The organism is Cohnella hongkongensis (genome assembly GCF_042654645.1).
GTDB classification, from domain to species: Bacteria; Bacillota; Bacilli; order Paenibacillales; family Paenibacillaceae; genus Cohnella; species Cohnella hongkongensis.
Genome location: NZ_JBHSEP010000005.1, coordinates 1 through 26067, shown reverse-complemented (window position 1 = coordinate 26067; position 26067 = coordinate 1). Strand labels below are relative to the sequence as shown.

General features: G+C 58.4%; 20 protein-coding genes, 11 tRNA genes and 2 rRNA genes. 4 read left to right on the top strand and 29 right to left on the bottom strand.

Annotated elements, in window-relative coordinates:
* Positions 1–54: 54 nt before the first annotated feature.
* The 21 genes from ACFO3S_RS09065 to ACFO3S_RS08965 all read right to left on the bottom strand — a co-directional run bounded on the left by ACFO3S_RS09065 (position 55) and on the right by ACFO3S_RS08965 (position 21126).
* A complete protein-coding gene (locus ACFO3S_RS09065) occupies positions 55–1398 on the bottom strand; it encodes a CdaR family protein (RefSeq protein ID WP_378094577.1) in 1344 nt (447 codons plus the stop codon).
* Positions 1391–2221 carry a diadenylate cyclase CdaA gene (cdaA, locus tag ACFO3S_RS09060; protein ID WP_378094575.1) on the bottom strand — a complete coding sequence of 277 codons (831 nt, stop codon included), beginning with the start codon at positions 2219–2221 and terminating at the stop codon, positions 1391–1393. Before cdaA ends, ACFO3S_RS09065 begins: the two co-directional genes overlap by 8 nt.
* A 203-nt stretch (positions 2222–2424) precedes the next feature.
* Complete coding sequence (locus tag ACFO3S_RS09055) at positions 2425–3039, bottom strand: zf-HC2 domain-containing protein (protein ID WP_378094573.1); 615 nt, start codon at positions 3037–3039, stop codon at positions 2425–2427.
* A 168-nt stretch (positions 3040–3207) separates the two neighbouring features.
* Complete coding sequence (gene sigW / locus ACFO3S_RS09050; RefSeq protein WP_378094571.1) at positions 3208–3774, bottom strand: RNA polymerase sigma factor SigW; 567 nt, start codon at positions 3772–3774, stop codon at positions 3208–3210.
* Between the two features lie 336 nt (positions 3775–4110).
* A complete protein-coding gene (gene ppc / locus ACFO3S_RS09045; RefSeq protein WP_378094569.1) occupies positions 4111–6903 on the bottom strand; it encodes a phosphoenolpyruvate carboxylase in 2793 nt (930 codons plus the stop codon).
* 350 nt (positions 6904–7253) lie between these two features.
* Positions 7254–7330 (bottom strand) — tRNA-Pro (locus ACFO3S_RS09040).
* Between the two features lie 132 nt (positions 7331–7462).
* Positions 7463–7536, bottom strand: a tRNA-Gly gene (locus ACFO3S_RS09035).
* Positions 7537–7553: 17 nt separating this feature from the next.
* Positions 7554–7630, bottom strand: a tRNA-Pro gene (locus ACFO3S_RS09030).
* A 16-nt stretch (positions 7631–7646) separates the two neighbouring features.
* Positions 7647–7723 (bottom strand) — tRNA-Arg (locus ACFO3S_RS09025).
* Positions 7724–7726: 3 nt separating this feature from the next.
* Positions 7727–7801: transfer RNA gene (locus ACFO3S_RS09020), tRNA-Gly, on the bottom strand.
* Positions 7802–8116: 315 nt separating this feature from the next.
* Positions 8117–8875 carry an SDR family NAD(P)-dependent oxidoreductase gene (locus tag ACFO3S_RS09015; protein WP_378094567.1) on the bottom strand — a complete coding sequence of 253 codons (759 nt, stop codon included), beginning with the start codon at positions 8873–8875 and terminating at the stop codon, positions 8117–8119.
* Positions 8876–8888: 13 nt separating this feature from the next.
* Entirely contained in the window at positions 8889–10007 is a 1119-nt protein-coding gene (locus ACFO3S_RS09010) for an enolase C-terminal domain-like protein (protein WP_378094565.1), read from the bottom strand.
* 48 nt (positions 10008–10055) lie between these two features.
* Complete coding sequence (locus tag ACFO3S_RS09005) at positions 10056–10745, bottom strand: RraA family protein (RefSeq protein ID WP_378094563.1); 690 nt, start codon at positions 10743–10745, stop codon at positions 10056–10058.
* Positions 10746–11882, bottom strand: a complete 1137-nt coding sequence (locus tag ACFO3S_RS09000) for a mandelate racemase/muconate lactonizing enzyme family protein (protein WP_378094561.1) — start codon at positions 11880–11882, stop codon at positions 10746–10748.
* A gap of 64 nt (positions 11883–11946) precedes the next feature.
* Complete coding sequence (locus ACFO3S_RS08995; RefSeq protein WP_378094559.1) at positions 11947–12969, bottom strand: zinc-binding alcohol dehydrogenase family protein; 1023 nt, start codon at positions 12967–12969, stop codon at positions 11947–11949.
* 64 nt (positions 12970–13033) lie between these two features.
* A complete protein-coding gene (locus ACFO3S_RS08990) occupies positions 13034–14656 on the bottom strand; it encodes a response regulator transcription factor (protein WP_378094557.1) in 1623 nt (540 codons plus the stop codon).
* 1 nt (position 14657) lies between these two features.
* The gene (locus tag ACFO3S_RS08985; RefSeq protein WP_378094555.1) at positions 14658–16406 is read right to left on the bottom strand and encodes a sensor histidine kinase; all 1749 of its coding nucleotides are present in this window, start codon (positions 16404–16406) and stop codon (positions 14658–14660) included.
* A gap of 18 nt (positions 16407–16424) precedes the next feature.
* On the bottom strand, positions 16425–17240 hold the full coding sequence (locus ACFO3S_RS08980) for a carbohydrate ABC transporter permease (protein ID WP_378094553.1): 816 nt from the start codon (positions 17238–17240) through the stop codon (positions 16425–16427).
* The gene (locus tag ACFO3S_RS08975; RefSeq protein WP_378094551.1) at positions 17237–18124 is read right to left on the bottom strand and encodes a carbohydrate ABC transporter permease; all 888 of its coding nucleotides are present in this window, start codon (positions 18122–18124) and stop codon (positions 17237–17239) included. The genes ACFO3S_RS08980 and ACFO3S_RS08975 overlap by 4 nt, the downstream gene beginning before the upstream one ends.
* Before the next feature lie 79 nt (positions 18125–18203).
* Positions 18204–19520: an ABC transporter substrate-binding protein gene (locus ACFO3S_RS08970; RefSeq protein ID WP_378094549.1), complete on the bottom strand. Its 1317-nt coding sequence runs from the start codon at positions 19518–19520 to the stop codon at positions 18204–18206.
* 334 nt (positions 19521–19854) lie between these two features.
* On the bottom strand, positions 19855–21126 hold the full coding sequence (locus tag ACFO3S_RS08965; RefSeq protein ID WP_378094547.1) for a mechanosensitive ion channel family protein: 1272 nt from the start codon (positions 21124–21126) through the stop codon (positions 19855–19857).
* A gap of 196 nt (positions 21127–21322) precedes the next feature.
* On the opposite strand from ACFO3S_RS08965, the gene ACFO3S_RS08960 reads away from it, so the two are divergent.
* The 4 genes from ACFO3S_RS08960 to ACFO3S_RS08945 are packed head-to-tail and all read left to right on the top strand — an operon-like array spanning position 21323 to position 24857.
* Positions 21323–22234: a helix-turn-helix transcriptional regulator gene (locus ACFO3S_RS08960; RefSeq protein WP_378094545.1), complete on the top strand. Its 912-nt coding sequence runs from the start codon at positions 21323–21325 to the stop codon at positions 22232–22234.
* Positions 22231–23058 (top strand): NAD(P)H-binding protein, encoded by an 828-nt coding sequence (locus ACFO3S_RS08955; RefSeq protein ID WP_378094543.1) that lies wholly within the window; start codon positions 22231–22233, stop codon positions 23056–23058. The genes ACFO3S_RS08960 and ACFO3S_RS08955 overlap by 4 nt, the downstream gene beginning before the upstream one ends.
* A gap of 18 nt (positions 23059–23076) precedes the next feature.
* A complete protein-coding gene (locus ACFO3S_RS08950; RefSeq protein ID WP_378094541.1) occupies positions 23077–24042 on the top strand; it encodes an ATP-binding cassette domain-containing protein in 966 nt (321 codons plus the stop codon).
* The gene (locus tag ACFO3S_RS08945; protein WP_378094539.1) at positions 24039–24857 is read left to right on the top strand and encodes an ABC transporter permease; all 819 of its coding nucleotides are present in this window, start codon (positions 24039–24041) and stop codon (positions 24855–24857) included. The genes ACFO3S_RS08950 and ACFO3S_RS08945 overlap by 4 nt, the downstream gene beginning before the upstream one ends.
* Before the next feature lie 141 nt (positions 24858–24998).
* On the opposite strand, the gene ACFO3S_RS08940 is transcribed toward ACFO3S_RS08945, so the two are convergent.
* The 8 genes from ACFO3S_RS08940 to ACFO3S_RS08905 all read right to left on the bottom strand — a co-directional run.
* Positions 24999–25081 (bottom strand) — tRNA-Leu (locus ACFO3S_RS08940).
* A 31-nt stretch (positions 25082–25112) separates the two neighbouring features.
* Positions 25113–25188, bottom strand: a tRNA-Lys gene (locus ACFO3S_RS08935).
* A gap of 5 nt (positions 25189–25193) precedes the next feature.
* A tRNA-Gln gene (locus ACFO3S_RS08930) sits at positions 25194–25268 on the bottom strand.
* A gap of 15 nt (positions 25269–25283) precedes the next feature.
* Positions 25284–25359: transfer RNA gene (locus ACFO3S_RS08925), tRNA-Val, on the bottom strand.
* 26 nt (positions 25360–25385) lie between these two features.
* A tRNA-Glu gene (locus ACFO3S_RS08920) sits at positions 25386–25460 on the bottom strand.
* Positions 25461–25477: 17 nt separating this feature from the next.
* Positions 25478–25553, bottom strand: a tRNA-Thr gene (locus ACFO3S_RS08915).
* A 40-nt stretch (positions 25554–25593) separates the two neighbouring features.
* A 5S ribosomal RNA gene (gene rrf, locus ACFO3S_RS08910) occupies positions 25594–25710 on the bottom strand.
* Positions 25711–25838: 128 nt separating this feature from the next.
* Positions 25839–26067 (bottom strand): 23S ribosomal RNA (locus tag ACFO3S_RS08905); the annotation flags it as partial.

Sequence of the window (26067 nt, the reverse complement as noted above, 5' to 3'; positions counted from 1 at the left end):
CTCTCAATACCTGCTCCTTCTGTCCTGATGTTGCCCGGGCCTCGCGTCTCTCCTCTATACCGGAGGCTCCTGCGTCTCGCTACTTTCCGGCGGAGGAGGGCTTTCGTTTTCCTCCGGCGCTCCTTCCTCCTCCTCCTGGTCTTCCCCGTCGGCGGAAGTCTCCTGCGCCGCCTCGTCGATAATCTCGACCGTAATGCTGCTCGTTCCGCCGATCTGCTCCATGAATCTTTCCAGACTGACGACAAGGGGCAGCGTGTACACCCCGGGTCCTCTTCCGCTAAGATCGACGATCGCGTCCACGTCTCCGGGCTTCAGCCGGTCCAGCGTCTGCGGAGCGCCTTGAATCGTAATGTCAGCCTTGCCGGTAGCCGGCTCGATAATATGGGCGATCAGCCCTTCTCCCAAGCCGATCAGCTCGATCGGAAGCCCTTCGAGCTTCCGCGTCGTGGAGAGCAGCACCTCGATCTGGATATCGATCGCCTCCGGCGAAATCTCGATCAGAGGCGGCTCCACTTTAAGCGGCACCGTAATTTTCCCCGAGTTTCTCACGTCGTCGAGCGGAATCTCCACCTCGATAAATTCGATCAGGTCCAGGGCGTCCTGAGGGCCGTACACCGTCACCTGCTCGACGTCCGGCTTGAACGAAGCGATGCCCAGCCCCGAAGGCATGCGCCCGACCGTCTTGAACTGCAGCGGCACCGTTTTGAACGGATTCGTAATCGGCACCTCGACCTCGAGCACCGCCGGATCGATCACCGCGCCTTCGATCGGCTTGCCCTGCTTGTCGTACACCTCGAGCTTGACGCTCTTGTTCTTGATTGTCTCCTTCTCGCCGTCAATCTCGATCGTCGCTCCTACGCTTTCCGCTTCGGCCATCTGGCTCTTCGGAAGCGTGACGTGCACCCGGTTGCCCGGCTTCACGATCGGCGTTCCGACCTTGTAGCCTGTCGCAGGGCTGCCCTTGGTCTGAATGGCGACTTCGAACTCCTTCGTCTGCAGCGCCTCGATGCTGACCACGACCGTCGAAGGCGAGAGAAATACGGAGGTAATGCCTTTAGGCAAATTTTCTTCTAGTGGCAGTGTATGCTGACCTTCGCCCACTGTTCTAAGATCGACCCGAATCCGGTAATCCTTCGTCTGGGCGACTCTAAGATCGCTTTTCGTCCCTCGGACCGTCAGATTGACCTTGAGCGGCTCCATGCCGTTCAGAACAAAGTTTCTTTCGTCCAGTCCGTACGGCTGAATGGTCACGCCCTCGATCACTTTCGTATCGTACAGCGACGCCACATTGTTCGGCGACGATTCGTCCGGATCGAAGTGGACGACGGCCCACATCAGAATGCCGAGGGCCAGCGCGACGAACTTGGCGATCGTAGGATGGTTTAACCATTTATCCACGGTTGCCACCCTCTTTCCGCTTCCAGAACGCCCAATCCGTGCTCTTCGATTTGAACTGCGGACGAAGCTCCTCGAACAGCTTGGAGATCAGCGACTCTTCCTTAATGTCCCGCACGATCTGCCCGTTGATGGCAAGCGACACCTGTCCCGTCTCCTCCGAGACCGTCACGGAGATCGCGTCGCACACCTCGGTAATGCCGATAGCCGCCCGGTGGCGGGTTCCCAGCTCCTTGCTGATGAACGGGTTCTCCGACAAAGGCAGATAGCAGCCTGCAGCCATGATCAGCCCGTTCCGTATGATGACGGCTCCGTCGTGCAGCGGCGTATTCGGAACGAATACGTTGCTGAGCAGCTCGGAGCTAAGCTTGGATTCCATCTTGATGCCCGATTCGATGTAATCGTTCAGACCGGTATTCCTCTCGAATACGATGAGGGCCCCGATTTTGCGGCGCGCCAAATAATTAACGGACTTAACGACCTCGTTCACCCGATGGCTGACGTCCTGCTCCTCCGGCGAAGAGCGATGGAATAGCTTGTTTCTCCCGATCTGCTCCAGCGCTCTTCTCAGCTCCGGCTGGAAGATGATCAGCACCGTCACGACCCCGAAGGTAAACATTTGGTTCATCAGCCACTTGAGCGTATATAGGTTCAACAGGTTGCTCACGGCCCAGACGAGCACCAGCAGGAAGATCCCCTGGAGCAGCTGAACGGCTCGCGTTCCCCGCACCATCATCAGCACTTTGTAAATAATGTAACTCACGATCAGCACATCGATGATGTCCTTGATCGAATTTTGCAATGTCAGCCCGGCAAAATAGTCCAAGACGCGACCCCCCGTCCCGGCGCTGGATTAGTTGCGACGATTGATGTCGAAATTGCGCATAACCTCGAACCCTAATTATCTTCTCTACTATTGCCCAGAAATCCTGTCATTTACACAAAAAAAAACTCCCCGACATCGGAGAGGCTCCTATTGCCCGGTTTGAGGTCGTTCGAGGCATTCTGTCGGATGCCGTCGAATCTGTCTTATTGGCCATAAGCGAGCGTGCCGAAGAAGGAGCTCACCTTGTACCAGAACCAGTCGACCGCCCGGTCGATCGTCTTGATCTCGCCCGCGATATGCGCGGTGGACGCCAGCGGCGTCAAATGGCCGTCGATCACGGTCAGATCGCCGTCCAAATCGCCCAGCACCTGCACGTCTCCGTTCACGACCGTCAAATTGCCGGATACTCTCTGCCCTTCGGGTACGATTACTTTTTTCCCTTCGATGACGACATGCTCCAGATCGGGTCCCGAGATCGAAAGCTCCTGGCCTTGATTCCACATCGACGCAAAGCTGGACAGCATAACGACCAGGAAGATGGCCGCTGCGGATACAGCCGGGTGGCGACGGACCCAGGAGGTCCACGCCGCAGGGCGTCTTGAACCGGGCAGAGCTTTCATAATGCGGTCTCCGAGGTCTTCCGGAGCCTTCTCTATAGGCTGAGCCTTGACAAGCGCATCCGTGCGCTCCAACGCTTCATAACGGGAACGGCACATGGGGCATTCACGCAGATGCTGCTGCAACTGAAGGATATCCTCGCGCGCCAGCTCTCCGTCCAAATAATCATGCATGCACATGACGGCGACGTTGCATTTCATATCAGCCATCCCTTTCCTCGGCGGGTTCCCCTCACCCGCGATCGATGCTTCTATACTGTACGTTCGGTTACGCCGCACGGTTTCACCTATTTTGAAAAGGCGGTTCCCAATAAACGATTTGGATCGCAGCGACTGCTGAAGACGAAGCGAACGCGGCGCGGCGGCCGATCACAGCTTATGCTCCAATTTTTTACGCAAAAACTCGCGCCCCCGGTGAACCCTCGTCTTCACCGTGGTGACCGGCATGTCGAGAACATCCGAAATTTCCTGAAGAGACAAGTCCTGAAGATAACGCAAAATCATCACCGATTTATATTTGATCGGCAATGTGGCGATCGACTCCTGGATGAGCCTCTGCGTCTCCGATAGCAGAAGCTCGCTCTCCGGGGTCCTGTCGTCGCTCGGAAGCATCGCATAGCCGTCCAGCCCTTCGTGATCTGCGGATTCCGCATCCAGCGAATAGACGGCCCTTCTCTTCCGCAATCGGTCGATGCACAAATTCGTAGCGATCCGGTAAATCCAGGTCGAGAATTTCTGGTTTTCGTCGTACCGCTCCAAATTTTTGTACACCCGGAGGAACGTTTCCTGCACGACATCCTCCGCCTCTTGACGATTCCCCGTCATTCGGAAGGCCAGGTGGAACAGCTTGTCCTTATACATGTCAACGATCTCCGCGAAGGCCCGCTGATCCCCTTTCAGGGTCAGACGGGCCAATCGCGTCTCAACTGGCTTCAATGTTGCCACTCACCTTCTTTTCGTCCGCAGCCTTCCGGGACGTTGCGCCGCCATAATGCCTGCGAGAATGAGTCGGATCCCCCTAGCTTCTGCCCCTGCCGCCGCGGCAGCGGGCAGCTCCTTCGTGGCGAAGGCTCAGCCGGCCCTCCGCCGAAGCGAGGATTTCCAAGTGAACTTCTGCGCCGTTCGCAAATCCTGTCTAGCAGAATCGTAATCCACACAACCCGAAAAAGCAAGACGATTCCCGGAGAAGTGTCAAATGCCGCTTATCTTCCGTCCAAGAACCTCGAAAGGGCCCGCAGGGTACATCCCCGGGCCCTTCTTCCGATTATGAAATCAGCCCGTATTGCGGAGCCCTGCGGCTATGCCGTTAATCGTAAGCAGCACTTCGCGCAGCAGCTCCGCGTCGTCCGCATTCTGCGCGCGCAGGCTTCTCAGCTCGGTCAGAAGCTGGACCTGCAAGTAGCTGAGCGGATCGACGTACGGATTGCGCAGCCGGATCGATTCCTGAATGACCGGAACGTTGTCGAGAATATCCTCTTGCCCCGTAATGGCCAGAAGCATCTCCTTCGTCTTGGCGTACTCTTCCTCGATTTGCGTGAAGATCCGGCTTTTGATCTCGGCGTTCTCGATCATCCCCGCATACTGGCGGGCGATCATCAGATCGGCCTTGCCGAGCGCCATCTGCAGATTGTCGATGAGCGACGAGAAGAACGAGTATTCGCGGTACATCTTCCGCAGCGTCTCCAGCCGGGCGGGATCGCCGTTCACGAATTTCGAGAAGGCCGTTCCCGCGGCGTACCAGGCCGGCAGCAGATAGCGGCTCTGCGTCCAGGCGAACACCCACGGAATCGCGCGCAGATCCTCGAAGCGGTCGCTGCCTTTGCGCTTGGACGGACGGGAGCCGATATTCAGCTCCCCGACTTCCGGAAGCGGCGTAGACTCCTTGAAGAAGGTCATGAAATCCGGATCCCGGAAAATCAAGTCCTGATACTTCGTCTGGGCGTCGACGGATATGTCGCGCATGATCTCTTCCCATTCCGACTCGGTCGAACGCTCCTGCTCCGGATTGCGGGACAGGTGCGCCGCCGTGATCAGAGCGCCCGTAGCCTGCTCCAGGCTGCGGTAGGCGATACCCTTCATCGAGTAGCGGGAGGACAGCACCTCGCCTTGCTCGGTGATCTTGATGCCTCCGCCGATCGTGTGGGGAGGCTGGGCCAGAATGCTGCGGTTCAGCGGCATGCCGCCGCGGCCCAGTGCGCCGCCGCGGCCGTGGAAAAACTTCAGGCGGACGTTATGCGACTTGCCCATCCGGGTAAGCTCGTTCAGCGCGACCCTCAGCTCCCAGTTCGCCGTCACCATGCCGCCGTCTTTGTTGCTGTCCGAATAGCCCAGCATGATCTCGTGCAGGTCGCCCATCGCGGCTACGCTCTGGCGGTACGCCGGCAGCTTGAACAGCGTGTCCATAATTTGCGGGGCGGCATGCAGGTCGTCGATCGTCTCGAACAGCGGCGCCGCCTGCAGCGTACAGAAGACGCGACCGTTCTCGTCGCGGCCGAAAAGTCCCGCTTCCTTCGCGAACACCATCACTTCCAGAATGTCGCTGGCGGCTTCCGACATGCTGATCAGATAGCTCGTGATGCAGCCCGTGCCGAATTCCTGCTGCGCCTTGTAGATCGTCTTGTACACGTCCACACATTCCTGGCTGGACTCGCTGAGCTCGACGCCGTCCTGCAGCAGCGGCTTGTCGCCGCTAAGCAGACCGTGAAGCAGATCAATCTTCTCCTGCTCCGCCAGCTCCGCATAAGCGCTTGTCACCCCTGCCTTCGCCAGCAGCTCCGCCATCGCGCTCTCGTGCTCCTTGCTGTGCTGGCGAACGTCCAGCGCGGCCAGATGGAATCCGAACAGCTCGACTTGGCGGATCAGCTTCTTCAGATGCGTGTTCGCCACGTAATCCGCATAGTGGTGGCGAAGGCTCCGGTCGATAATTTCGATGTCCGCCTTGAACTGTTCGACCGAATCGTAGCGCTGCTTGGTACCCTCGAACTGCTCTTCCCTCATATTCTTCAGCTTCTGCAGCATATATCTCAGCTTGACGCGATAAGGCTCCTTGTCGTTCGTCCACGGCTCGACTGTCCGCAGCTCCACGTTCTCGGCGTCATCCTTGATCGAAGCCAGCAGCTCATCAGACACGTTCACGATCGTCGTGCTGAAGCTGAGATGGCGGCTCAGCTCGCGAAGGCTGTTTTCGTACTTGTGGATCGCCAGATTGCGCTGCATTTTCAGTGTCTGCCAGGTGACGTCCGCCGTAACCGACGGATTGCCGTCCCGATCGCCGCCGATCCACGATCCGAAGCGCAAATATGTCGGAACGTGCCATTCCTCTTCGGGATAATACTTGGTCAGGCAGCGCTCCAGCTCCTCGTAGACGTCAGGCAGCACCTCGAAGAGCGTCTCGTGAAAGTAATACATCCCGTTGCGCACTTCGTCCAGCACGGTCGGCTTGCGGTCCCGCAGTTCGTCCGTCTGCCATAAGGTCAGCACCTCGTTCAGCAGCTTCTCGCGCAGCTTCTCCCGCTCGCGGTAAGTAAGCGTGGGATTGTCCAGCTCCATCACTTCTTCCGCGATCCTCTTGTGAATGTCCAGCACATCTCTGCGGGTCGCTTCCGTCGGATGGGCCGTCATGACCAGCTCCAGCGAAATGCCGTCCAGCATCTGGCGCACCTCGTCCACCGGCAGGCTTTTCTCCTTCAGCCCCTGAACGACGCTCTCGATCGAGCCCGGCTGAACCGACTCGCCAGCCGAACGCTCGTAGTCGCGTTTGCGCCGAATCCGGTGATTCTGCTCCGCGATGTTCACGAGTTGGAAGTAGATCGCGAACGCGCGAATGACCTGGTGGCGGATTCCCGGCTCCAGGCCTCTGACGGTCTGAATAAATCCTTCGTACAGTTCCGGCAAATACTCCGCGCGCAGCGCTTTGCTCATTTCCCGTATTTTTTCGACATGTTCCAGCAGCTCCCGACCGCCCTGATGCACGAGCACTTCTCCCAGAATGTTGCCTAGAAAGCGCACGTCTCTACGCAGCAGATGATTGGAAGGAGAACGTTGACTTACAGTCGTTTCCGTCATCTCACTCACCCCAAACCTTGCTTCTCGAAATTAGAATGTCAAACCGTCTGTTAGGACGGGAATTGCCGACGCTCCGAGCGATCCGTTGGATAACAAGCTTAGGCCCAGCTTATTGTTCACCGATCGTTCACCAAAAGCTCTAACCTTTATCATACTACAATGATCGTGGAAAATCTCCTTTTAATTCATCATTTCCGATATTACCCTCGCCTCCAAAGCCTGGTCGCAGGCGCCGGAACGCCGATTCTCCCTTGCGCTCCGGCCTGCCCGCAGCGCAAGAAAAGCAAAAGACCCCCTAAGAATAGAGGGCCAAGCGAGCGTCCATATGTACGATTGCATTGTAGTGAAAATGGTCGGGACGACACGATTTGAACATGCGACCTCTTGGACCCGAACCAAGCGCTCTACCAAGCTGAGCTACGTCCCGACGTGGTATGAAGTTGAAGCCATTGCTCCTCTTATTATGGATCAGATGCGCCCATTAATCAACAGCGACATGAGTCAAAAAAAAGCCCGAAGGCTCTGCGTCTCACTTGTTCGTAATGGAGCAAATTCATAATGGAGCGGGTGATGGGAATCGAACCCACGCTATCAGCTTGGAAGGCTGAAGTTCTACCATTGAACTACACCCGCGCGGCAATGATGATGAATGGTCGGGACGACACGATTTGAACATGCGACCCCCTGGTCCCAAACCAGGTGCTCTACCAAGCTGAGCTACGTCCCGACAAGATGGGTAAAACTGGCGCGCCCTGAGAGATTCGAACTCCCGGCCTTTTGATTCGTAGTCAAATGCTCTATCCAGCTGAGCTAAGGGCGCATATGGAGCGGAAAACGGGATTCGAACCCGCGACCTTCTCGTTGGCAACGAGATGCTCTACCACTGAGCTATTTCCGCGTATTCCCGGCTTCCGGCTGATCATCCGTTCAGTCCGTAGCGCTTGAGGCGACAAGAAATAATATAGCAAATACCCGGCTCAATTGCAAGCCTTTTTGTAAACTTTTTTATTTTTTCTGAGACCGGCTATTCCGCCCGCTTGAATTCCGATCCCGACGAAAAACCGTTCGCAGGCTCGCAGGCCTGCGAAACGGCTCTCGGGTTCTAGACATGGCGGCAGCTTATAGGAGGTCGGGCTTTCCCGGCAGCCGCCCGCTCATGCCTGTTACGATGCCGGTCGGCAGCGCGGCGGCATGAGGGAAATAAGCCGATCGCTTAAAATCCGATGCCCGCTCCTCCGTCGACGCGCAGGTCGATCCCCGTGACGAAACCGGCCGCCGGAGAGCTCAGATAGACGACCGCATGGCCGATATCCTCGGGGCTTCCGAAGCGTCCCGCGGGCGTGCGGGACAAAATTTTCCGCGCCCGCTCGGGATCGCCTTCGAACGCCTTGCGCGTCATCTCGCTCTCGATCCAGCCCGGAACGATCGTATTCACTCGGATCCCGTGCGGTGACAGCTCGCTCGCCAGCGCTCGCGCCATTCCGCCGACCGCTGTCTTCGCCGCGGAATAGGCGACGACCCGAGGAATGCCCATGATCGCCGCCATGGAGCCGACGAACAGGATCGAGCCGGATCCGCGCGGCACCATGCGCTTCGCAGTCTCCCTGGCGAGAGCGAACCCGCCCTGCACATGCGTGCTCAGCACTTTGGCGAAGCTCTCGTCGTCCGTCTCCTCGACGCTTCTCTTCAGGTGATTCCCGGCATTGTTGACGAGAATGCCGATCGGCCCGAACCGTTCCTCCACCTCCCGGACGAGCTCCGAAATCGTCTCCCGCCGATCGACGTCGTGCACGACGAAGGCCGAATCCGGACCCAGCCCGGCGCAGGCGCTCCGCAGCGTCTCCTCTCTTCTGCCCGTCAGCACGACCTTGCCGCCGGCGTTTACGATCGAGCGGGCGATGCCGAGCCCAAGACCCGTTCCGCCGCCCGTAACGAGCGCCAGCGTTCCGCCAAGCTCAAACGGATTTCCCATCTCTCTTCGCCTCCTAAGCCTCGATGACCCGATAGGATACGCACAACCGCTTAATAAGCTCCCAATCCAGCTCCGCTCCGATGCCCGGCGCATCCGGCACCGTGATCATGCCCTGCGAGTCGATCGGCAGCCTGCCCTTCATCGGAAGCTGGAAGCGATCCTCCGGCACGAAGTACTCGAAGTATTCGCAATTGCGAATCGCGCACGACACGTGCAGATTGACGATATCCATATAATTCATCGTCGTCGTGTGGATCTCGCACCGGAGGCCGAACGCCTCCGCGAGATGGGCGATCTTCAGCGTTCCGGTAATTCCGTGCTTCCAGGACACGTCCGCCCGGACGATGTCTGCGGCATCTGCGGCGATCGATTGCGCGACGCCCCAATGACAGCCCCGGGTCGTCTCGGTCGCGGCGACCGGAATGTCCAGCGCGGCGCACAGCTGTCTGTATTTGTTTACCTCGAAATCCCGGAACGGCTCCTCGAACCACAAATAGTTCAGCTTCTCCAGATGCCGCCCGACCTTGATCGCCTCGTCCAGACTGTATTCCGCCACCGGGTCCGTCATGAGCACGTGACCCTCCCCCAGCGCGTCCCGCAAAGCCTGATGAATGCTCATGTCCAGCCTCCACGGGCCGGGAGGATGCGCTTTATAGGCGCCAATCCCGAGCGACTTGTAATGCAGCGCCTCGTTCACGTACTCCTCGACCGTCTCGTGGAACAGTCCGCTCGCATACACCGGGAGCCGAGTCCGGCAGGCGCCCATATATTTGTAGAGTGGAAGACCTGCCGCCTTGGCCGCGATATCCCACAGCGCGACGTCGACCGGCCCGGGCAAATAAACGGGGAAAAATCCGAGGTGCCGGTCGACGTTCCACAGCTCGTGCCAGATCGCCTCGCGGTCGTGGGGATCCCTTCCCATCACGATCGGGACGATATTGTCCTGCAGATACGCTTCCGTCACCGCGCCCGACCGCGCGGCGAGCGCCGTCGCGATTCCCTCGATCCCGGTGTCCGTCGTCAGCTTGACGACGATGACGTCCCAAGGCATCCGGCTGTTGCCTTGCCTCTTGGCGTCGAACAAGCTTTCGTTTCTCTGCACCCACCACGTCTCGAACTTGACGATTCTCATGAAGTCCTCCTGTATGTCGTGTGTTCATAAAAGTCCGGTGAACAGCCTCTATAAGATCCCGTACTTTTGAAAAGCCTCCGTGCTGGACATCCCGTTCTCGACCTCTCTGCGCACGATCTTCTCCCCGCGCACCTTATGCAGCGCTTCGGCGATGACTTCCCGCTCCAGCTCCCTGGGAATAACGAGAACGCCGTCCAAATCCGCGAAGATCAGATCCCCGGGATTGATCCACACTTCCCCCACCTCGATCGGGCACCGATAGTTGACGACCTGCGTGCGGACGGAGGAATCCTGCGCGAACCGGCCTCGGGAGAACACCGGCCAGCTCTGCTCCAGCACCATCGGCGTATCGCGGTGGAAGCCGTTGACGATCGCGCCGACCGCGCCTCTTTTCTTGGCGGTGGCCGTCAGCAGCTCCCCCCAGTACGCGCAGCGCATCTGCCCTCCGGAAGCGATGTACACCTCTCCGGGCTGCAGTTGGTCCAGCGCCTCTGTCAGGAGGCCGAACGGTTTCTCCTGCTCTCCGTACACGTCGATCATCAGGACGGGCATCGCCCGGCCCGCGATGATCATCTCCTCCTTCATCGGCTGAATCGGCTGCGGCAGAAACTGATGATACCGCCCCTTCGCGTCCAAAATATCCCCTACCACCGGCGTATAAAGCTCGGCCTTCATCAAATTGAACAGTTCCTCGTCGGTATTCCACGTTTGCATAACGGCGCCAGCCCCCTTGTTCATTTATTTGCTGCCTCCGGCAAATGCGTCCCGCAGCTTCGCCGGATCGAGCAAGTGCCGTTGAAGCTCCTCCTGGTCGAACACGATGCCGTGTCCGGGAAGCTCGGAAGGTACGCCCATGCCGCCCTGCACCTCGATCGGCTTCTCCAGCAGGCCCAGCTCGGTGAGCGAGCCCCCTACGACATTTTCCAGCATGTAGCTGTTCTGCACGCCGCACAGCAGGTGGAGCGATAGCTCCATCATAAAGTGCGGGGCGACCGGCTTGCCGAACGCGCCGGCAAGATGGGCGATCTTCAGCCACTCCGTTATGCCGCCCACGAAAGCGACGTCGGCCTGCACGATATCGACCGCGTCGGCCCGCAAATATTCAAGAAACTGCTGCCGGCTGTACAAGCTCTCCCCGAGCGCGACCGGCGTGCGGATCGCCTGCTTCAATTGGCGGTGGCCCTGCACGTCCTGAACCAGCGTCGGTTCTTCGATCCAGCCGAGATTCAGCTTGTCGAGACGGGCGCCTTTCTGAATCGCCTCGGCCGCGCTCCACTTCTGATTCAGATCGACGAGCACGGCGCCCCCGGGCCCGAGCAGCTCCTGAACTTTGGCGATCCTTTCGATATCCTCCTCCAGCTCGGGCTTGCCGATCTTGATCTTGACCGTGCGGTAGCCCTGCCGGACATACTCCTTCACCCTGTCCGCCAATTGCTCCACTGTTCCGTCGCTCCGCAGATCGATCTCGCTGATATAGGCCGGGATCCGGTCACGCGCTCCGCCGAGCAGCTTATAGAGCGGCTGCCCGTGGATTTTGCCGATCAAGTCCCAGACCGCCACGTCGATCGCCGCGATCGCCATCGAATTCACCCCGAGGCCGAGCCGCCGGGACTGTCTCTGCAGCTTGTACCAGATTCGCTCGTAATCGAGCGGGTTCATGCCGATCACCAAGTTGGCCAAATAGTCGTCGATCAGCGTTCGGATCGCCGTGCCGCCGATATCGACCGTATAGCTCAGACCGGTGCCGGTCATCCCGTTGTCCGCCTGTACCTCCGCCACGACGAACTCCAGCCCGTCCACCTTGTTCGTGGCATCCTCCCAAGGCACGCTGGGGGGCAAACGATATACATTAGACCGAATATTCGAAATTTTCAATACATTCATCCTCCTATCCCAAGTGAAGCCTACCGCCCTATCGGCCAACGCCGGTCCGACCTCCTTAAAGCTCGATTACCGCTTTGATCACGCCGCTGCCCGGGTTCAACCACTCGCCGAACGCCTCGATCGCCTTCTCGAAGGGAGCGCGATGCGTAATAAAGCCGTCGGCGTCGATCCGCCCCTCCCGCATGCAGGCGATCACCCGCTCGAACTCTGCGAGAGTCGCCGCCCGGCTGCCCAGCAGCGTCAGCTCCTTCTTGTGAAAAGCGGGATCGTGAAACGAGATATCCGCCTGCACCAAGCTCACGAACACGATTTTGCCGCCGTGGGCAGCGTATTCGAACGTCTTCATCATCGATTGCGGACTTCCCGTAGCGTCGAACACCGTCGTCGGGCCGTCTCCCCCGGTAATATCGGCCAAAGCCGCCGCGGCGTCGCCGGCCGCCTCGACGATCTCGTCGGCGCCCGCCCATTGCCGGCAGAAGCGCAGCCGCTCCGCGTTCGTGTCCATCGCGATCACCTTGGCGCCGGCCAGCTTCGCGAACTTCATCGCCGCAAGGCCGATCGGCCCCGCTCCGACGACGAGCGCCGTCTCTCCCGGCCTGATCTCGCCCCTGTTCACGGCATGAAGGCCGATACCCATCGGCTCGACGATCACCGTCTGGTTCAGGCTCAAGCCCTCGGTCTTGACGACGTATTCCGCCGGCACCGATAAATATTCGCGCATCGCTCCGTCCTCATGCACGCCCAGAACTCGCAGATCGGAGCAGGCGTTCGGCCGTCCGGCGCGGCAGGCGATGCAAGCCCGACAGGCGATATAGGGCATGATCGTCACGCGATCGCCAACCTTAAGTCCGCCCGCCTCCTCCGAAGCGCCGTCGGTTTCCGCGACTTCTCCGGCGATTTCATGGCCTAATATTCTCGGATAAGCGAAGTAGGGCTGCCTCCCGCGGAAAGCGTGATAATCCGTGCCGCATACGCCTACCGCCGACACTTTGACCAGTACCTCGCCCGGCTTGCGCAGCGGACGCTCCGTGCGCCGCATCTCGAAAACGCCAGGCTCTTTGCACACGATATTTCTCATGAATGGACTCCTCATATCCGGATAGTTCGACGCCGTCCTTACAGCCGCAACAGATGCTCTCTCTCTACATCTGGGAATTGCGGTATTCCTGCGGCGTCGTGCCGTAATATTTTCTGAACAGCTTGATGAAATAATGGGGATTGTGGTAGCCGATTTCCTCCGAAATCTCGTAAATTTTCTTCGTGCTCGTCTTCAGCAGCATGACCGACTTCTCCAGCTTCAGCTTCGTGATGTAATCGCTGATGTTCTCTCCCGTCTCCAGCTTGTACAGGCGGGATAGGTAGGACGGATGCATCCGCAGATGATCGGCGATCGATTGCACGGAGATGTCGTGGGACAGGTGGGACAGCACATACTTCTGGGCCTCCTTCACCGTCGCCAGTCTGGCCGTGTTGTTCTCGTTTCTGGCCTGCTGCCGGAACTTGCCGAACACGCTCCGCGTCCACTCGCTCAGATGGGCGACCGTCTTGCACGGGAGCAGCTCCTTGACAGGCGAATAGTCGCTGCCGATCAGATCGAGCATCTTCCTTCCGCTCGTATGCGCCAAGTTCGAGAATGCGGCGTACAAGGCGAAGAAAGCCTCCATCAGATGCTCGGGCGACTCCGCCCAGCGCTCCTCGAGCTCGTTCAATATCGCCTCCAGACGCTTCTCGATCGCCGTCCAGTCTCCCGCTTCCATCAGATGCAGCAGCGCCGGCGGCTCGTTCAAGCGCTGCAGCGTGCTGATGTCCGCCAGCTCTCCGCTCCCCGCGACGTACAGCGGCATATCCTGCCCGTTGCCGAATCTCTTGCGGAACAGCAGCAGCAGATTGTGATACATCTTGAGCAGATCGGCGGGAAAAGCGCCCCCGTGCCCGAGCAGCACGGAGACTTCCCTTTTCAAATAATGCCGGACGTTCATCTGGAATTGGTTCGTCCAGCGGTTCAACCGCTCCTCCAGGTCCCCCGGGCTGTCCGCCTCGTCCCGCTTCGGGATGAGCACGACGGCCAAATAATCGTACACGTCCTTGCAGCACCAGACCCGATAGCCTTCCTCGAACGTTTCCTCCGCCATATTGAAGATGGCGTATTCCATCAAGGACATTTCGAACGGATCGTAGTCGGAAAATTGCTCCTTGTAGCGAATCAGCATCATCGCAATGCCGTCGTCCATGCGGATCGGCACCTCAAGTATCCGGAGCTTCTCCTCCAGCTTCCCGGACGGGATCCGCTTGCCCTGCAGCAAATCGTGCAGCAGCTCGCCGCGCAGCCGGGGCAGATGCTCCCGCATCGCGTCCATCGCGCGCTGGACGACGCTGTGCGTCTCCCTTTCCAGGCGGATCACCTCGACGACCTGGCCGACGCGCTCGGTCAGCTCCTCGTCCCGGATCGGCTTCAGAATATAATCGCTGATATTGTTCTGGATGGCCGTTCGGGCGTAATCGAAATCGGCATGGGCCGTCAACAGCATGCATTTCGTATGCTTCCATTGCCGGGACACCAGCCTCGACAGCTCAAGACCGTCGGTGCCCGGCATACGCACGTCGGTAATGACGATGTCGATCGCGTGCATGTTGAGAATGTCCAGCGCCTCGGAAGCGGAATACGCTTTATGAACCTCTTCGATCCCCAGAGACTTCCACGGAATCGTATATGCGAGCGTATCCACCACGCTCATCTCGTCGTCGACGAGCAGCAGCTGCAGCATGTCAATCCCCCTCTTCCGTCTCCCGCTCCGGAGCGCTCGGCCAATGAACGACGACCCGAAGTCCCCCCAGCGGCGACAGCTCGATGATCAGACCCGAATGCGCGTCGTACTGGTAGGACAATCTCTGGTGCACGTTCCACAGGCCGCAGCCGTTTTCCTGATCGAGCGGGCCGGCGGCTCGCTTCCGAAGGCTTCTTACCGTTTCCTCCGTCACGCCTTGGCCGTTGTCGTCGATCGTTACGCGATACTCGCCGTCCCGCTCCTCTCCCGAGATCCGGATGATGCCGTATCTCTCGCTTTTCTCGATGCCGTGCACGATGGCGTTCTCGACGATCGGCTGGATCATCAGCCGCGGAATTTTCAGCTCCTTCATCGCATCGGGTACGTCGATCTCGTAGTGAAAGCGCTGAATGCGCAAATTCTGGATCGTCAAATAGTTTTCGATCAGCGCCAGCTCCTCCCGAAGCGTCGTCATCGTATGCTCCAGCTTCGTAATGTACCGGAAGTAGTCGGCCAGATTCATGATCATGTCCGTCGCCGCCTGCTTGTCGTCAACGGCGATCATGTTTTTCGCGAAAAACAGACAATTCGACAGAAAATGAGGGCTGATCTGCGATTGCAGATGCTTCAGCTTCGCTTCGCGAAAGCGGATATTTTCCACGTACACCTTCTCCAGCAGCCGCTGGATCTCTTCCGTCATTTCGTTAAACTTGGCGAACAGAAACTCGAATTCGTTTCTCGGCCGATAGCTGAGACGGTGGGAATAGGAGCCGGTTTGGATTTTCTGCACGCCTCGGACGAGCAGCATGATCGGCTTCTGCACCTGCCTGTATAGCACGAGCGTAGCGATCAGCCCGAACAGCAGGATGAGCGCGAGCGCCCCGTAAAATAAATTCCGGCTTTTGACGATCGGCTGCAGCACCTGCTTCAGCGGCAAATAATCGATCGCGTACCAGCCGAGGCTTCTGGACCTCACATAGCTGACCAGATAATGGTCTTCGCCGATATCGATCGTCCGGTATCCCGCTTCGTCCAGCTCCTGCTCGTCCAGATACGCGGAAATTTCCAGCGTAGCGGTCTGGGCCGGGCCCGGCTCCCCGATCGGCTCGTCGCCTTTTCTATAGAAGAAGGAGCTTCCGCTTCTCGCTTCGTTCTTGTATTCGCTCAGCATGCGGATCATATTGCTTTCGGCAAACCGCACCTCGACGACGGCGTCCGCCTCCAGCAGACTCCGGTTGACGAGCAGCGGGCTGAACTGCACCTTCGAAAAATAGCCTTCCTCTCCCATACTCCCGGCGGGCCGGTACGTCCAGGATTTGGCCGTCTGCGCGCGCAAATAATCGTCGTCGTAAGAGCTGAAGTAATCGTTCGAGATCGATTGCTTCGTTCTCGGCAAATAGACGATGAGCGTGTTTTTCCAGCTGCTCGTCACGCTGAGCAGACCCAGCTTCTGAACGACATCCTCCTGCGCCTGCACTTGCTCGTAGGAATCCAGCAGCCTGTCGGCCTCGCCCAGCTTCCTCACGCTCGGATCCTTGCTCACGATGATGGACATGATCGACAACTGATCGATAATCGTGTCGACCTGGTTCGTGAAGAAGGAGAGCCTGTTCAAATTTTTCTCCTGCAGCTCCTGCCGGATCGTGTTGACCGATACGGAATTCGAATAGCTGTAGATGAGAACGAGCGGCAAAATGAGCAGCGCGATCAAGACGACCATCTTGCTGAACGTATTCCACCGGTGATGCATGGTCCCAGCCCCTTGTCGTTAGCCCTTCACCGCCCCCGCGGACAAGCCGCTGACGACGTATTTCTGCGCCAGCATGGCGATGACGATGACCGGAAGCGTAATGATGCACGCCGCCGCCATCAAGCCGCCCCAATCGATAGAGGTGCCGCCGAGGAAATTGTAGATCGCGATCGGCAGCGTCTTCGTCTTCTCGCCGGCCAGAATGAAGGAGAACATAAAGTTGTTCCAGGAGAAAATGAACGCGAGCAGCGCCGACGTGATGATGCCGGGAAGCGACACCGGAAGCACCATCTGGTAGAACGTGCGGATTTTGGAGCTGCCGTCGATCCAGGAGGACTCCTCCACTTCTCTCGGGAACGATTCGAAGAACGGAATCATAATCCACATGATGAACGGAAGTCCGAGCACCATATGGCTCATGATCAGTCCCGGAAACGTATCGATAAAACCGATCTCATTGTACAGCACGTACCACGGTACCAAATAGCTGATCCCCGGCAAAATTTTCGCCACGAGAATCGTAATCGACGTCACCTGCATTTTGAATTTGGCGATCGCGTAAGCCGCCGGGAGACCGAGCGCAAGCGCGCAAAGCGTAGATGCGGCTCCGACGGCAAAGCTGTTCCCGATATATTTCATATAGTCGTAATCCTGGAACACGGACACGTAATTTTTGAAGGTCGGCGTGAACCGGAACAGATTGTCCGGGTTCAGAATCTGGATTTGCGACTTCAGCGAAGCCGTCAGCATCCACAGCAGCGGGAACATCAGGCCGAGCAGCACCAGCACATTCAACGAGGCAAGCCCCGCCCGCCTGGTCCAGGGTATTCTCATTGCAAGCCTCCCGCCTTCCTGCGCAGAGCGTTCAACAAGAGCACCAGCGCGATGAGCATGATGAAAAATACGATCAGAAGCGCCGAAGCGTAGCCGAATTTGAAGCTGGAGAACGCCGTGTCGAAGATCATCAGGTTAAGCGTCTGCGAAGCGAAATTCGGCCCTCCCTGCGTCGTCGCGTAGATCGTATCGAACGTTTTGACCAGGTCGATAACCCTTAGGGTAACCGCCGTGATGAGCGTCGGCAGCAGCAGCGGCAGCGTAATGCGCGTAAACTTCTGCCAGGCGCTCGCCCCGTCCACGCTGGCCGACTCGTACGGGTCCGACGGAATCGTGGCCAGTCCGGCGATCGCGATCAGGGCGATCATCGGCGTCCACTGCCAGACGTCGACGATAATGAGCGACGGGATGACCTGCGTGACGGAGCCGAGCCATTCCTGCGTTTCGAAGCCCAGCCTTTTCAGCAATTGGTTGGCCATGCCGATCGACGGCTCGTAGATGAGCAGCCAGACCAATCCGACGGATACCGGCGTGGCGACCATCGGCAGCATCATCATCGTTTTGGCGGCCCGCGCCCCGAACATCTTTTTCGAGAACAGCACGGCGATCGCGACGCCCAGCACCGTCTCCAGCACGATGCTGATCGAGGAATGATAGAAAGTGATCCATAACGAATGCCAGAACGGCTTGCTGGTCAGCAGCGCCGCATAATTATCGAGTCCCACCCACTTGGGCGGCTGCACTGCCGACATGCTCCATTCGTACAAGCTTAGCCTTGCCGTATAGAATATCGGAAAAGCGACCATAAGCGCAATAAAAAGCAGCGCCGGCGTAACGAATACCCACTTAAGATGACGATCCAGCCAGTTGACGACCGCAACCACGATATTCCCTCCTTCTTGTCAGGATGCGGGGCGGGCCCGTCGTTGAACCGCAGGTCCGCCCCCGCTATCCGCGCTGTCTCTATTGGGAATTATCCTTGTCGATAATCGCCTGAAGCTCCTGGTTGGCCAGATCGGCGGCCGCCTGGATATCTTCGCCCAGAATCGCCTTCACGACAATGGCTCCGACGACGTCGCGCGACTCCGTCACGCTCATTACCTGGGGCACGAAATGATCCACCCCGATGCTCATCGTCTCCTGGATGGCGGCCGCGAGATCCGGCGGGAATTTCTCCGTTCCTTCCGCCGAGGCCCATACGGAATCCCGCGCGCCCGGCACGCCGCTTTGTTGAATCATCAGCGCGTTCTCCTTGTTGGTCGCCCACTCCATGAACGCCCACGCGGCATCCTTGCCCTTGGACTGCGGATTCATCGCCAGCGACCACGACGCCGTGCTGTAAGGCTTCGCTCCCGCGCTGCCGGCCGGGAAGACGCCGAAGCCGACCTTATCGGCGACGAGCGATTTTTCCGGATCGGTCGCGTTCTTGAACAATGCGGCCGAGTCGACGTAGAATGCGGCTTTGCCCTGCGCGAACAGGCCGATCGCCTGCGCCCAGTTCATGTTCAGCACGCCTTGCGGACCGTAGTTTTTCACCAGATCGGCGTACAGCTTGAAGCCTCTGACCGCTTCGGGCGTATTGACCGTCGCCTTGTCCCCTACCATGAAATCTCCGCCCTCGGAGAAGACGAACGAAGAGACGGCCGTTACGAGCGCATTGCGCTGTCCCCGGGCGACAAATCCGTAGAAGTCGTCCTTCGGCTTGTGCAGCTTCTTCATCGCTTCCTCGAATTCGGCCATCGTCTTCGGAACGGCGATATTATTTTCCTCCAAAATATCTTTCCGGTAATATAAGACGAATTGGTCCGTCCACAGCGGAATGGACATCAGCTTGCCGTCGATGGTGCTGGCTTCGATCGTCGCTTTGGAGAAATCCTCGAAGTCGTAATCTGCGTTGCGGGTCACGTAATCGTCCAGCGGAGCCGTCCAGCCGTTTTTGGCGTACAGGATTTTATCCATATACGGACGGTACGTGAAGACGTCCGGCGTCTCGGCCCCGGTAGTGAACTGAACCGCCAGCTTCTGCTGAAGCTGCTCCTCGGCGAACACCTGCAAGTCGACTTTCATGCCGGTCTCCTTCTCGAACTGCGCAATTTCCGGCTTCAAGGCGTCCGTCCAAGGATGGTTGACGGCGAACACGGTAATTTTCTGGCCCGCGAACGGCTGATTCTCTCCTCCGGGCGAAGCCTGGTTCTCCTCTTTGCCGCCGCCTCCGCAAGCGGTCGCCGTCAGCGCCGTGGCGAGCGTCAGTGCCAGAACCGAGAACTTTTTGAGCGTCATGTTGTTGCCCCTCTCTTAGCTTAAAATTCCCCACGCCCCCATTGTATACACGACCCGTCCCCGAACCCATAGCAAGATTTCAAGATTCATGCATCCATATTTTAAAATGCGGCAAGCCCTGGCAAAAAAGCTTTCAGCGTCCCTCTAGACGCAGAATCGCGGCATCCTTAGGACGATGAACGCGTTTTTGTCGGAGACGCTCCAGATAAGGAGAGCGGATTTTCACTCTTTCTGATCGTGCGCAAAAGGCTGCTCCGCAAGGCCGGGGGCCTGCAAAGCAGCCTTTTCAGCAATCGCTTCGTGATCTCGCGTCGTCCGGCCGGACACGCGGAAATTAGTCGATGTTTTTTATCGTCCGCTCTGTCGGTGCGCTTTCGTTCCTCAGCCCCTCGTTGAGATCGTGGCCGGTCGGGCTCTGGAAAATACGAAGTCCAAACGAAGGAGCCGCGGCGAAAATATGATCGAAAATGTCGGATTGCACCGACTCGTAGACGCCCCAGTTCGTATCGTTGACGAACGCGTAGATTTCCAGAGGCAGCCCGGTTTCGGTCGGCGCCAGCTGCCGGACGATCAGCGTCATCCCTTGATGAATTCTCGGGTGCTGCTTTAAGTAATTTTCGACATAGCTGCGAAATACGCCGATATTCGTCAGCTGCCGCCCGTTCACCTCCATCGTCTTGTCGATCCGGTTGCGGGCGTTATACTCCGAGATCTCTTGCTCCTTGGCCGCCAGGTACTCGGTTAGGTAATGAACTTTGCGCAGCTGCTCGAGCAGCTCTGCCGTGCAGAATCGAATGCTTCCGATGTCGATGAAGACCGATCGCTTAATGCGCCGCCCGCCCGCTTGCTGCATGCCCCGCCAGTTGCGGAACGAATCGGAGATCAGAGCGTAGCTCGGAATCGTCGTGATCGTCTTGTCGAAATTCAGAACCTTTACCGTATTGAGCGAAATATCGATGACGTCGCCGTCCGCGCTATATTTCGGCATTTCGATCCAGTCCCCGACGCGAACCATATCGTTGGCCGACAGCTGTACCCCGGCCACGAGCCCAAGTATCGAATCCTTGAAAATAAGCATCAGCACGGCCGACAAGGCGCCCAGGCCGCTCAGCAGAAGCAGGGGGCTTTTGCCGATCAGGCTGGAGACGATAATGATCGCGCCGATAATGAAAACGAAAATTTTGACGACTTGAATGTAGCCTCGAATCGGCTTGACCTTGGAGACTTCATAGGTATTGTAAATATCGTTGCATGCGTTAAGGAATGCGTCGATCACCGTCATGCTGATGAGAATGATGGAGATAGCGGCCCCGTTCTCGATCAGCGTCCGATAAATCGGAAAGATCGGCGCCGAATAATAGACAATGATGGCCGGGACGATATGGGACAGCCTGTGAAGCACCTTGCGCTCCAAAAACGCATTATCCCAGGTGAACCGGTTTTTCATAATAAACGAAGCCAAAATTTTCAATACGATCTTCTTGGTGACGAAGTTCGCCAGAAAGCAGAGTCCGATCAGCAGCATAAGGACGATCGCATTCGCGAGGTATACTGCAATCGGGGACGAGACTCCCTCGTCGATCAGCAGCTGTTTAATAAAATCCATGCCCTTCTCCTTCTGTTGTCTATTCTTAGCGTTCTTAGCTCCATTATAGCACCCCCGGCAAGCAAGAAAAAATGCGGAGTGCCCTGGCGAAGCCCGCCGAGGCTTTATAATCCTGCCATCCATGATGTCAGTATTCGTGTATTATGATGTTATCCGGATGACCTGCAAGTGGTCATTCACAAAAGGTGGCGATGGCATGAGATTGAATCGATTGCTCGGAATGACGCTGGAGCTGATGGCCAAACGAAGGGTGACGGCCGCGGAGCTGGCTGCCAAGTTCGAAGTATCGGTGCGCACCGTCTACAGGGACGTCGAGCTCATCGGACAGGCGGGCATTCCGGTCGCGTCGTATACCGGAGCGGACGGCGGGTTCGAGCTGACGAACGGATTTTTCCTGACTCGTCAGCACTTCTCCGTCGACGATCTGTCGGTTATCTACGCGCTGCTGAAAGCTGTGCAGAGCGCGATGGGAGGCGCCGCTGCGCCCGCGATGCGGAAGCTGGTCAGCCTGCATCCGGCTTTGGCGAACGACGAGAGCAACCGCTCCGTTATTCTCGACATGAGCACATCGGAGCGCGATCGGGACGTCGTCCATCAGCTGTACCAGGCCATTCGGCAGTCCCGAATCGTCGAGCTCGCGTATACGGGGGCGTCCGGCGCTTGTACCGATCGCAGCGTAGAGCCCCTTAATCTGCTCTGGGAGAAAGGCGTCTGGTACCTGGAGGCCTATTGCCGAATGCGTCGGGCGAAGCGGTATTTCCGCATCTCGCGAATCCGCCGCCTCCGAGTGACCGAGGCGACATTCTCCCTGCGGAGTCTTCCGGAGGAGCAGGAGCAGGAATATCCCGGCATTCAGGCCTATCTTCGCTTCGACCCGTCGGTATCCGAGCGGGTGTTCGAGCAATTTCCCGGCGAGTGTTCCTATCAGGGCGACAGCGTCGACGTTCGCACGACGTTCTACGCCGAAGAGTATGCGCTGTCGGTCGTCGCCAGTTACGGAACGAAGGTCGACATCGTATCTCCGGAGGAACTCCGGGAAGCGGTTATCGCTCATCTCGAAGCTATGCGCCGCCATCATTTATCAAAAATGAGGAGAGATGGAACATGACGATTTTGGTCACCGGAGCAACGGGAACGGTCGGACGGCACGTGACGGAGATGCTGGCCAAGCGGGAGAAGCGTGTACGAGCGCTGTCCCGCGAGCCGGAGCAGGCCCGATGGAAGCTCCCCGAGAGCGTGGAGATCGTCGCCGGAAACTTAATGCGTGCGGAGACGCTGCAGGACGCTCTGCAAGGCGTAGAGGCGATGTTTCTGATCGTGTCCAGCGACGAGCCCGGGGCCAACCTTGAGACCCCGCCGGAGGTCGTCTCGTTGGCGGAGGAGGCCGGCGTGCGACGCGTCGTCGTGCTGGTCGGCTACGAGGAAGGTCGAACCGAGGCGGCGCTGAAGACAAGCGGCATGCAGTGGACGCTCGTGAAGCCGGCGGAATTCATGGCCAACGCTTTGTCGGACTGGCAGGAGTCGATCCGTCGGGAGGGCGTCGTTCGCGAGTTCTACGGAGCCGCTCTGAGCGCCAAAGTTCACGAAGGAGACATCGCGGCCGTCGCCGTCGCGGCACTGCTGGAGGACGGCCATCACGGCCGCAGCTATTCGCTGACAGGTCCGGAAGCGATCACGCGGAGACAATCGGTAGAGGCGATCGCTGCCGCGATCGGAAAGCCGATCCTGTTTATCGAGAGGAGCGAGGAGGAGGCCCGGCAGCATTGGCGAAACGAGGGGTATGACGAGGAAAGCTTGGACTTTTTCGTGCAGATGGCAAAGCAGCCCCCTGAAGCGGGCTATACCGTGCTTCCGACGGTTGAACAGGTGCTCGGAAGACCGGCTCGCACATTCGCCGAATGGGCAGCCGAGCATAAGCGACATTTTCTGTAATCGGAAGGAGAACGACAAATGACTATCGTCATCGAAGCGGAGCAGCTGCGCAAAGCCTTCCGCTCGCACGAGGCCGTGCGAGGCGTGGATCTGTCGATCCGGCAAGGAGAGTTATTCGCTCTCCTCGGCCCGAACGGAGCCGGCAAAACGACGACGATTCACATGCTGACGACGCTTCTCCGCCCGGATTCCGGCTGGGCGCGAGTCTGCGGCCGCGACGTCGTGAAAGAGCCTGCAGATGTTCGCAGTCGGATTAGCGTCACGGGCCAGTACGTTGCGCTGGACGAAGCGCTGACGGGGAGGCAGAACCTGACGCTGTTCGCCGGACTTTGCGGCCATCCGCAGCGGCAGGCCCGTGCGCTCGCGGAAGAATTGGTCGCGTCGTTCGGATTGGCTGAAGCCGGAGAACGAACGGTCGGCACGTATTCCGGCGGCATGAGGCGCCGCCTGGATCTGGCTGCCGGCATTCTCTCCCGGCCCAAGGTGCTGTTTCTGGACGAGCCGACCACCGGCTTGGATCCGCGAAGCAGACACGAGCTGTGGGATGCCGTACGCCGTCTCGTCAAGCAAGGAACGACAGTGCTGCTGACGACGCAGTACTTGGAAGAGGCCGATCAGTTGGCCGATCGAATCGGCTTTATCGCCGATGGCCGGATCGCTGCCGTCGGAACCCCGAAGCAGTTGAAGGCTTCTATCGGAGGTCAGACGCTGACGATTCGTTTGGCTCCGGGGGCCGATCCGGCTCGCCTCCTCCGCCAGATCGACTCCGAGCACGGCTTGACCGGCCAGATCGCCGGAGACGGCAAAATCATGAAAGTGGCCGTGCAGGAAATCGCCTTGGCCCATTCGGTGCTGGCGACCTTGCTTCGTCATTCTGTGGCGGGAATCAGGGACTTCTCCTTAAGCGATCCCAGTCTCGACGACGTATTCTTCGCGCTGAGCGGGTCTAGCCCTGGCGCTGTCGGCAAGGAGGCGACGTCATGAGCCTCGTTACGGACGTCCGAACCCGTCACTCTTCACGGAATCGGGGCCCTGTAGCCGCAACCTTGCTGTTTGCTCGTCGAACCTTCTATCACATGAGAAACAACGGCTTCGGAATGGCAATGGAGACGATTCTATCCCCGATCATAATGCTTCTGATCTTCGCCTTCCTGTTCGGGGGAGCGATCTCCGGTTCCGTACAGTCGTATATTTCTTACCTGCTGCCCGGCATGCTTATTCTGACGGTCGTGCCGCTGACGGTCTACACGGGAACCACTCTGTGCACGGATATCGCGAAGGGCGTATACTCTCGGTTTCGCACGATTCCGTTCTGGCAGCCTGCCGCCGTCCTTGGATCCGTGACCGCCGAAGGCTTACGCTATTCGGCAGCCCTGATCTCCGTGCTCGCCGCAGGAATGGCGCTTGGCTTTCGGCCGGAGGGCGGGACGGCAGGCGCTGTGCAGGCTCTACTGTACGCTCTCTTCTTCGCATACTGCGTCAGTTGGGTGTTCGCGCTGATCGGCAATGTGGCCAAACGGCCGGAGACGGTATCCGGAACGAGCATGATGGCGATGTATCCGCTCCTCTTTGCCAGCAACGTCCTCGTCGACACTTCGTCGATGCCCGGCTGGCTGGGAACGACCATCGACTGGAACCCGGTCAGCATCGCCGTTCGCCTGGTAAGAGGGCTGCTGCACGGAACGGCGACTGCCGCCGATCTCGCTGCGGGCATCGGCCTGCCGCTCCTTCTTGCCGCCCTATTCGCCCCGATGACGATGAGCGTTTATCAGGCTCAGGCTCGCACCAAGTCGAAGTAGCGGAAGTCTTGTTGAAGCCCCAGCAGGCCGGGAACTTTCGAGTTCCCGGCCTGCTTCGCTTGCTCCGGCCTGACGGAGAGCCGGAGAAAATTAAAAAACCTTCGCTTCCGGGAAGGAAACGAAGGTCATCGCTTGTAAGTATGGTGCGCGTAGAGGGACTTGAACCCCCACGGTCTCCCGCCAGATCCTAAGTCTGGTGCGTCTGCCAATTCCGCCATACGCGCGCACTAGCCGTGTTCTGACCGATGTCGAAAATGGTGAGCCATGAAGGACTCGAACCTTCGACACCCTGATTAAAAGTCAGGTGCTCTACCAACTGAGCTAATGGCTCGAAAATGGCTGGGGATCTAGGATTCGAACCTAGGAATGACGGAGTCAAAGTCCGTTGCCTTACCGCTTGGCTAATCCCCAACGGAAGGAAATCAATGGTGGAGGCTGAGGGGATCGAACCCCCGACCCTCTGCTTGTAAGGCAGATGCTCTCCCAGCTGAGCTAAGCCTCCACGATGTGCTTAAGTAAGAAAGAAATTGGTGACCCCTAGGGGATTCGAACCCCTGTTACCTCCGTGAAAGGGAGGTGTCTTAACCACTTGACCAAGGGGCCATGACAGAGTAGGGAACTGGAGCTCTCAACCGGGATCGAACCGGTGACCTCATCCTTACCATGGATGCACTCTACCTACTGAGCTATGAGAGCGTGACCTAACTATACACAGCGATAGAGAACAAATACTCCGGCCTGGCGACGTCCTACTCTCCCAGGACCCTGCGGTCCAAGTACCATCGGCGCTGGAGGGCTTAACGGTCGTGTTCGGGATGGGTACGCGTGGAACCCCTCCGCCGTCATCACCAGACCAGATCATCTGTATCACAAGGCTTGCGCCTTGAAAACCGGATGCGAACCAAACGTTGTCGTCGACGCGGCCAAGAAGCCGGTCTCTGCGCGAAGAAGAAGGTGAATTGCCTTGCTAGGCCATCCGCTTAGGATAAGCCCTCGACCGATTAGTACTCGTCAGCTCCACACGTTGCCGCGCTTCCACCCCGAGCCTATCAACCTGGTGTTCTTCCAGGGGTCTTACGAATCTGGGAAATCTCATCTTGAGGCAGGCTTCGCGCTTAGATGCTTTCAGCGCTTATCCCTTCCGCACTTGGCTACCCAGCGGTGCTCCTGGCGGAACAACTGGTACACCAGCGGTGCGTCCATCCCGGTC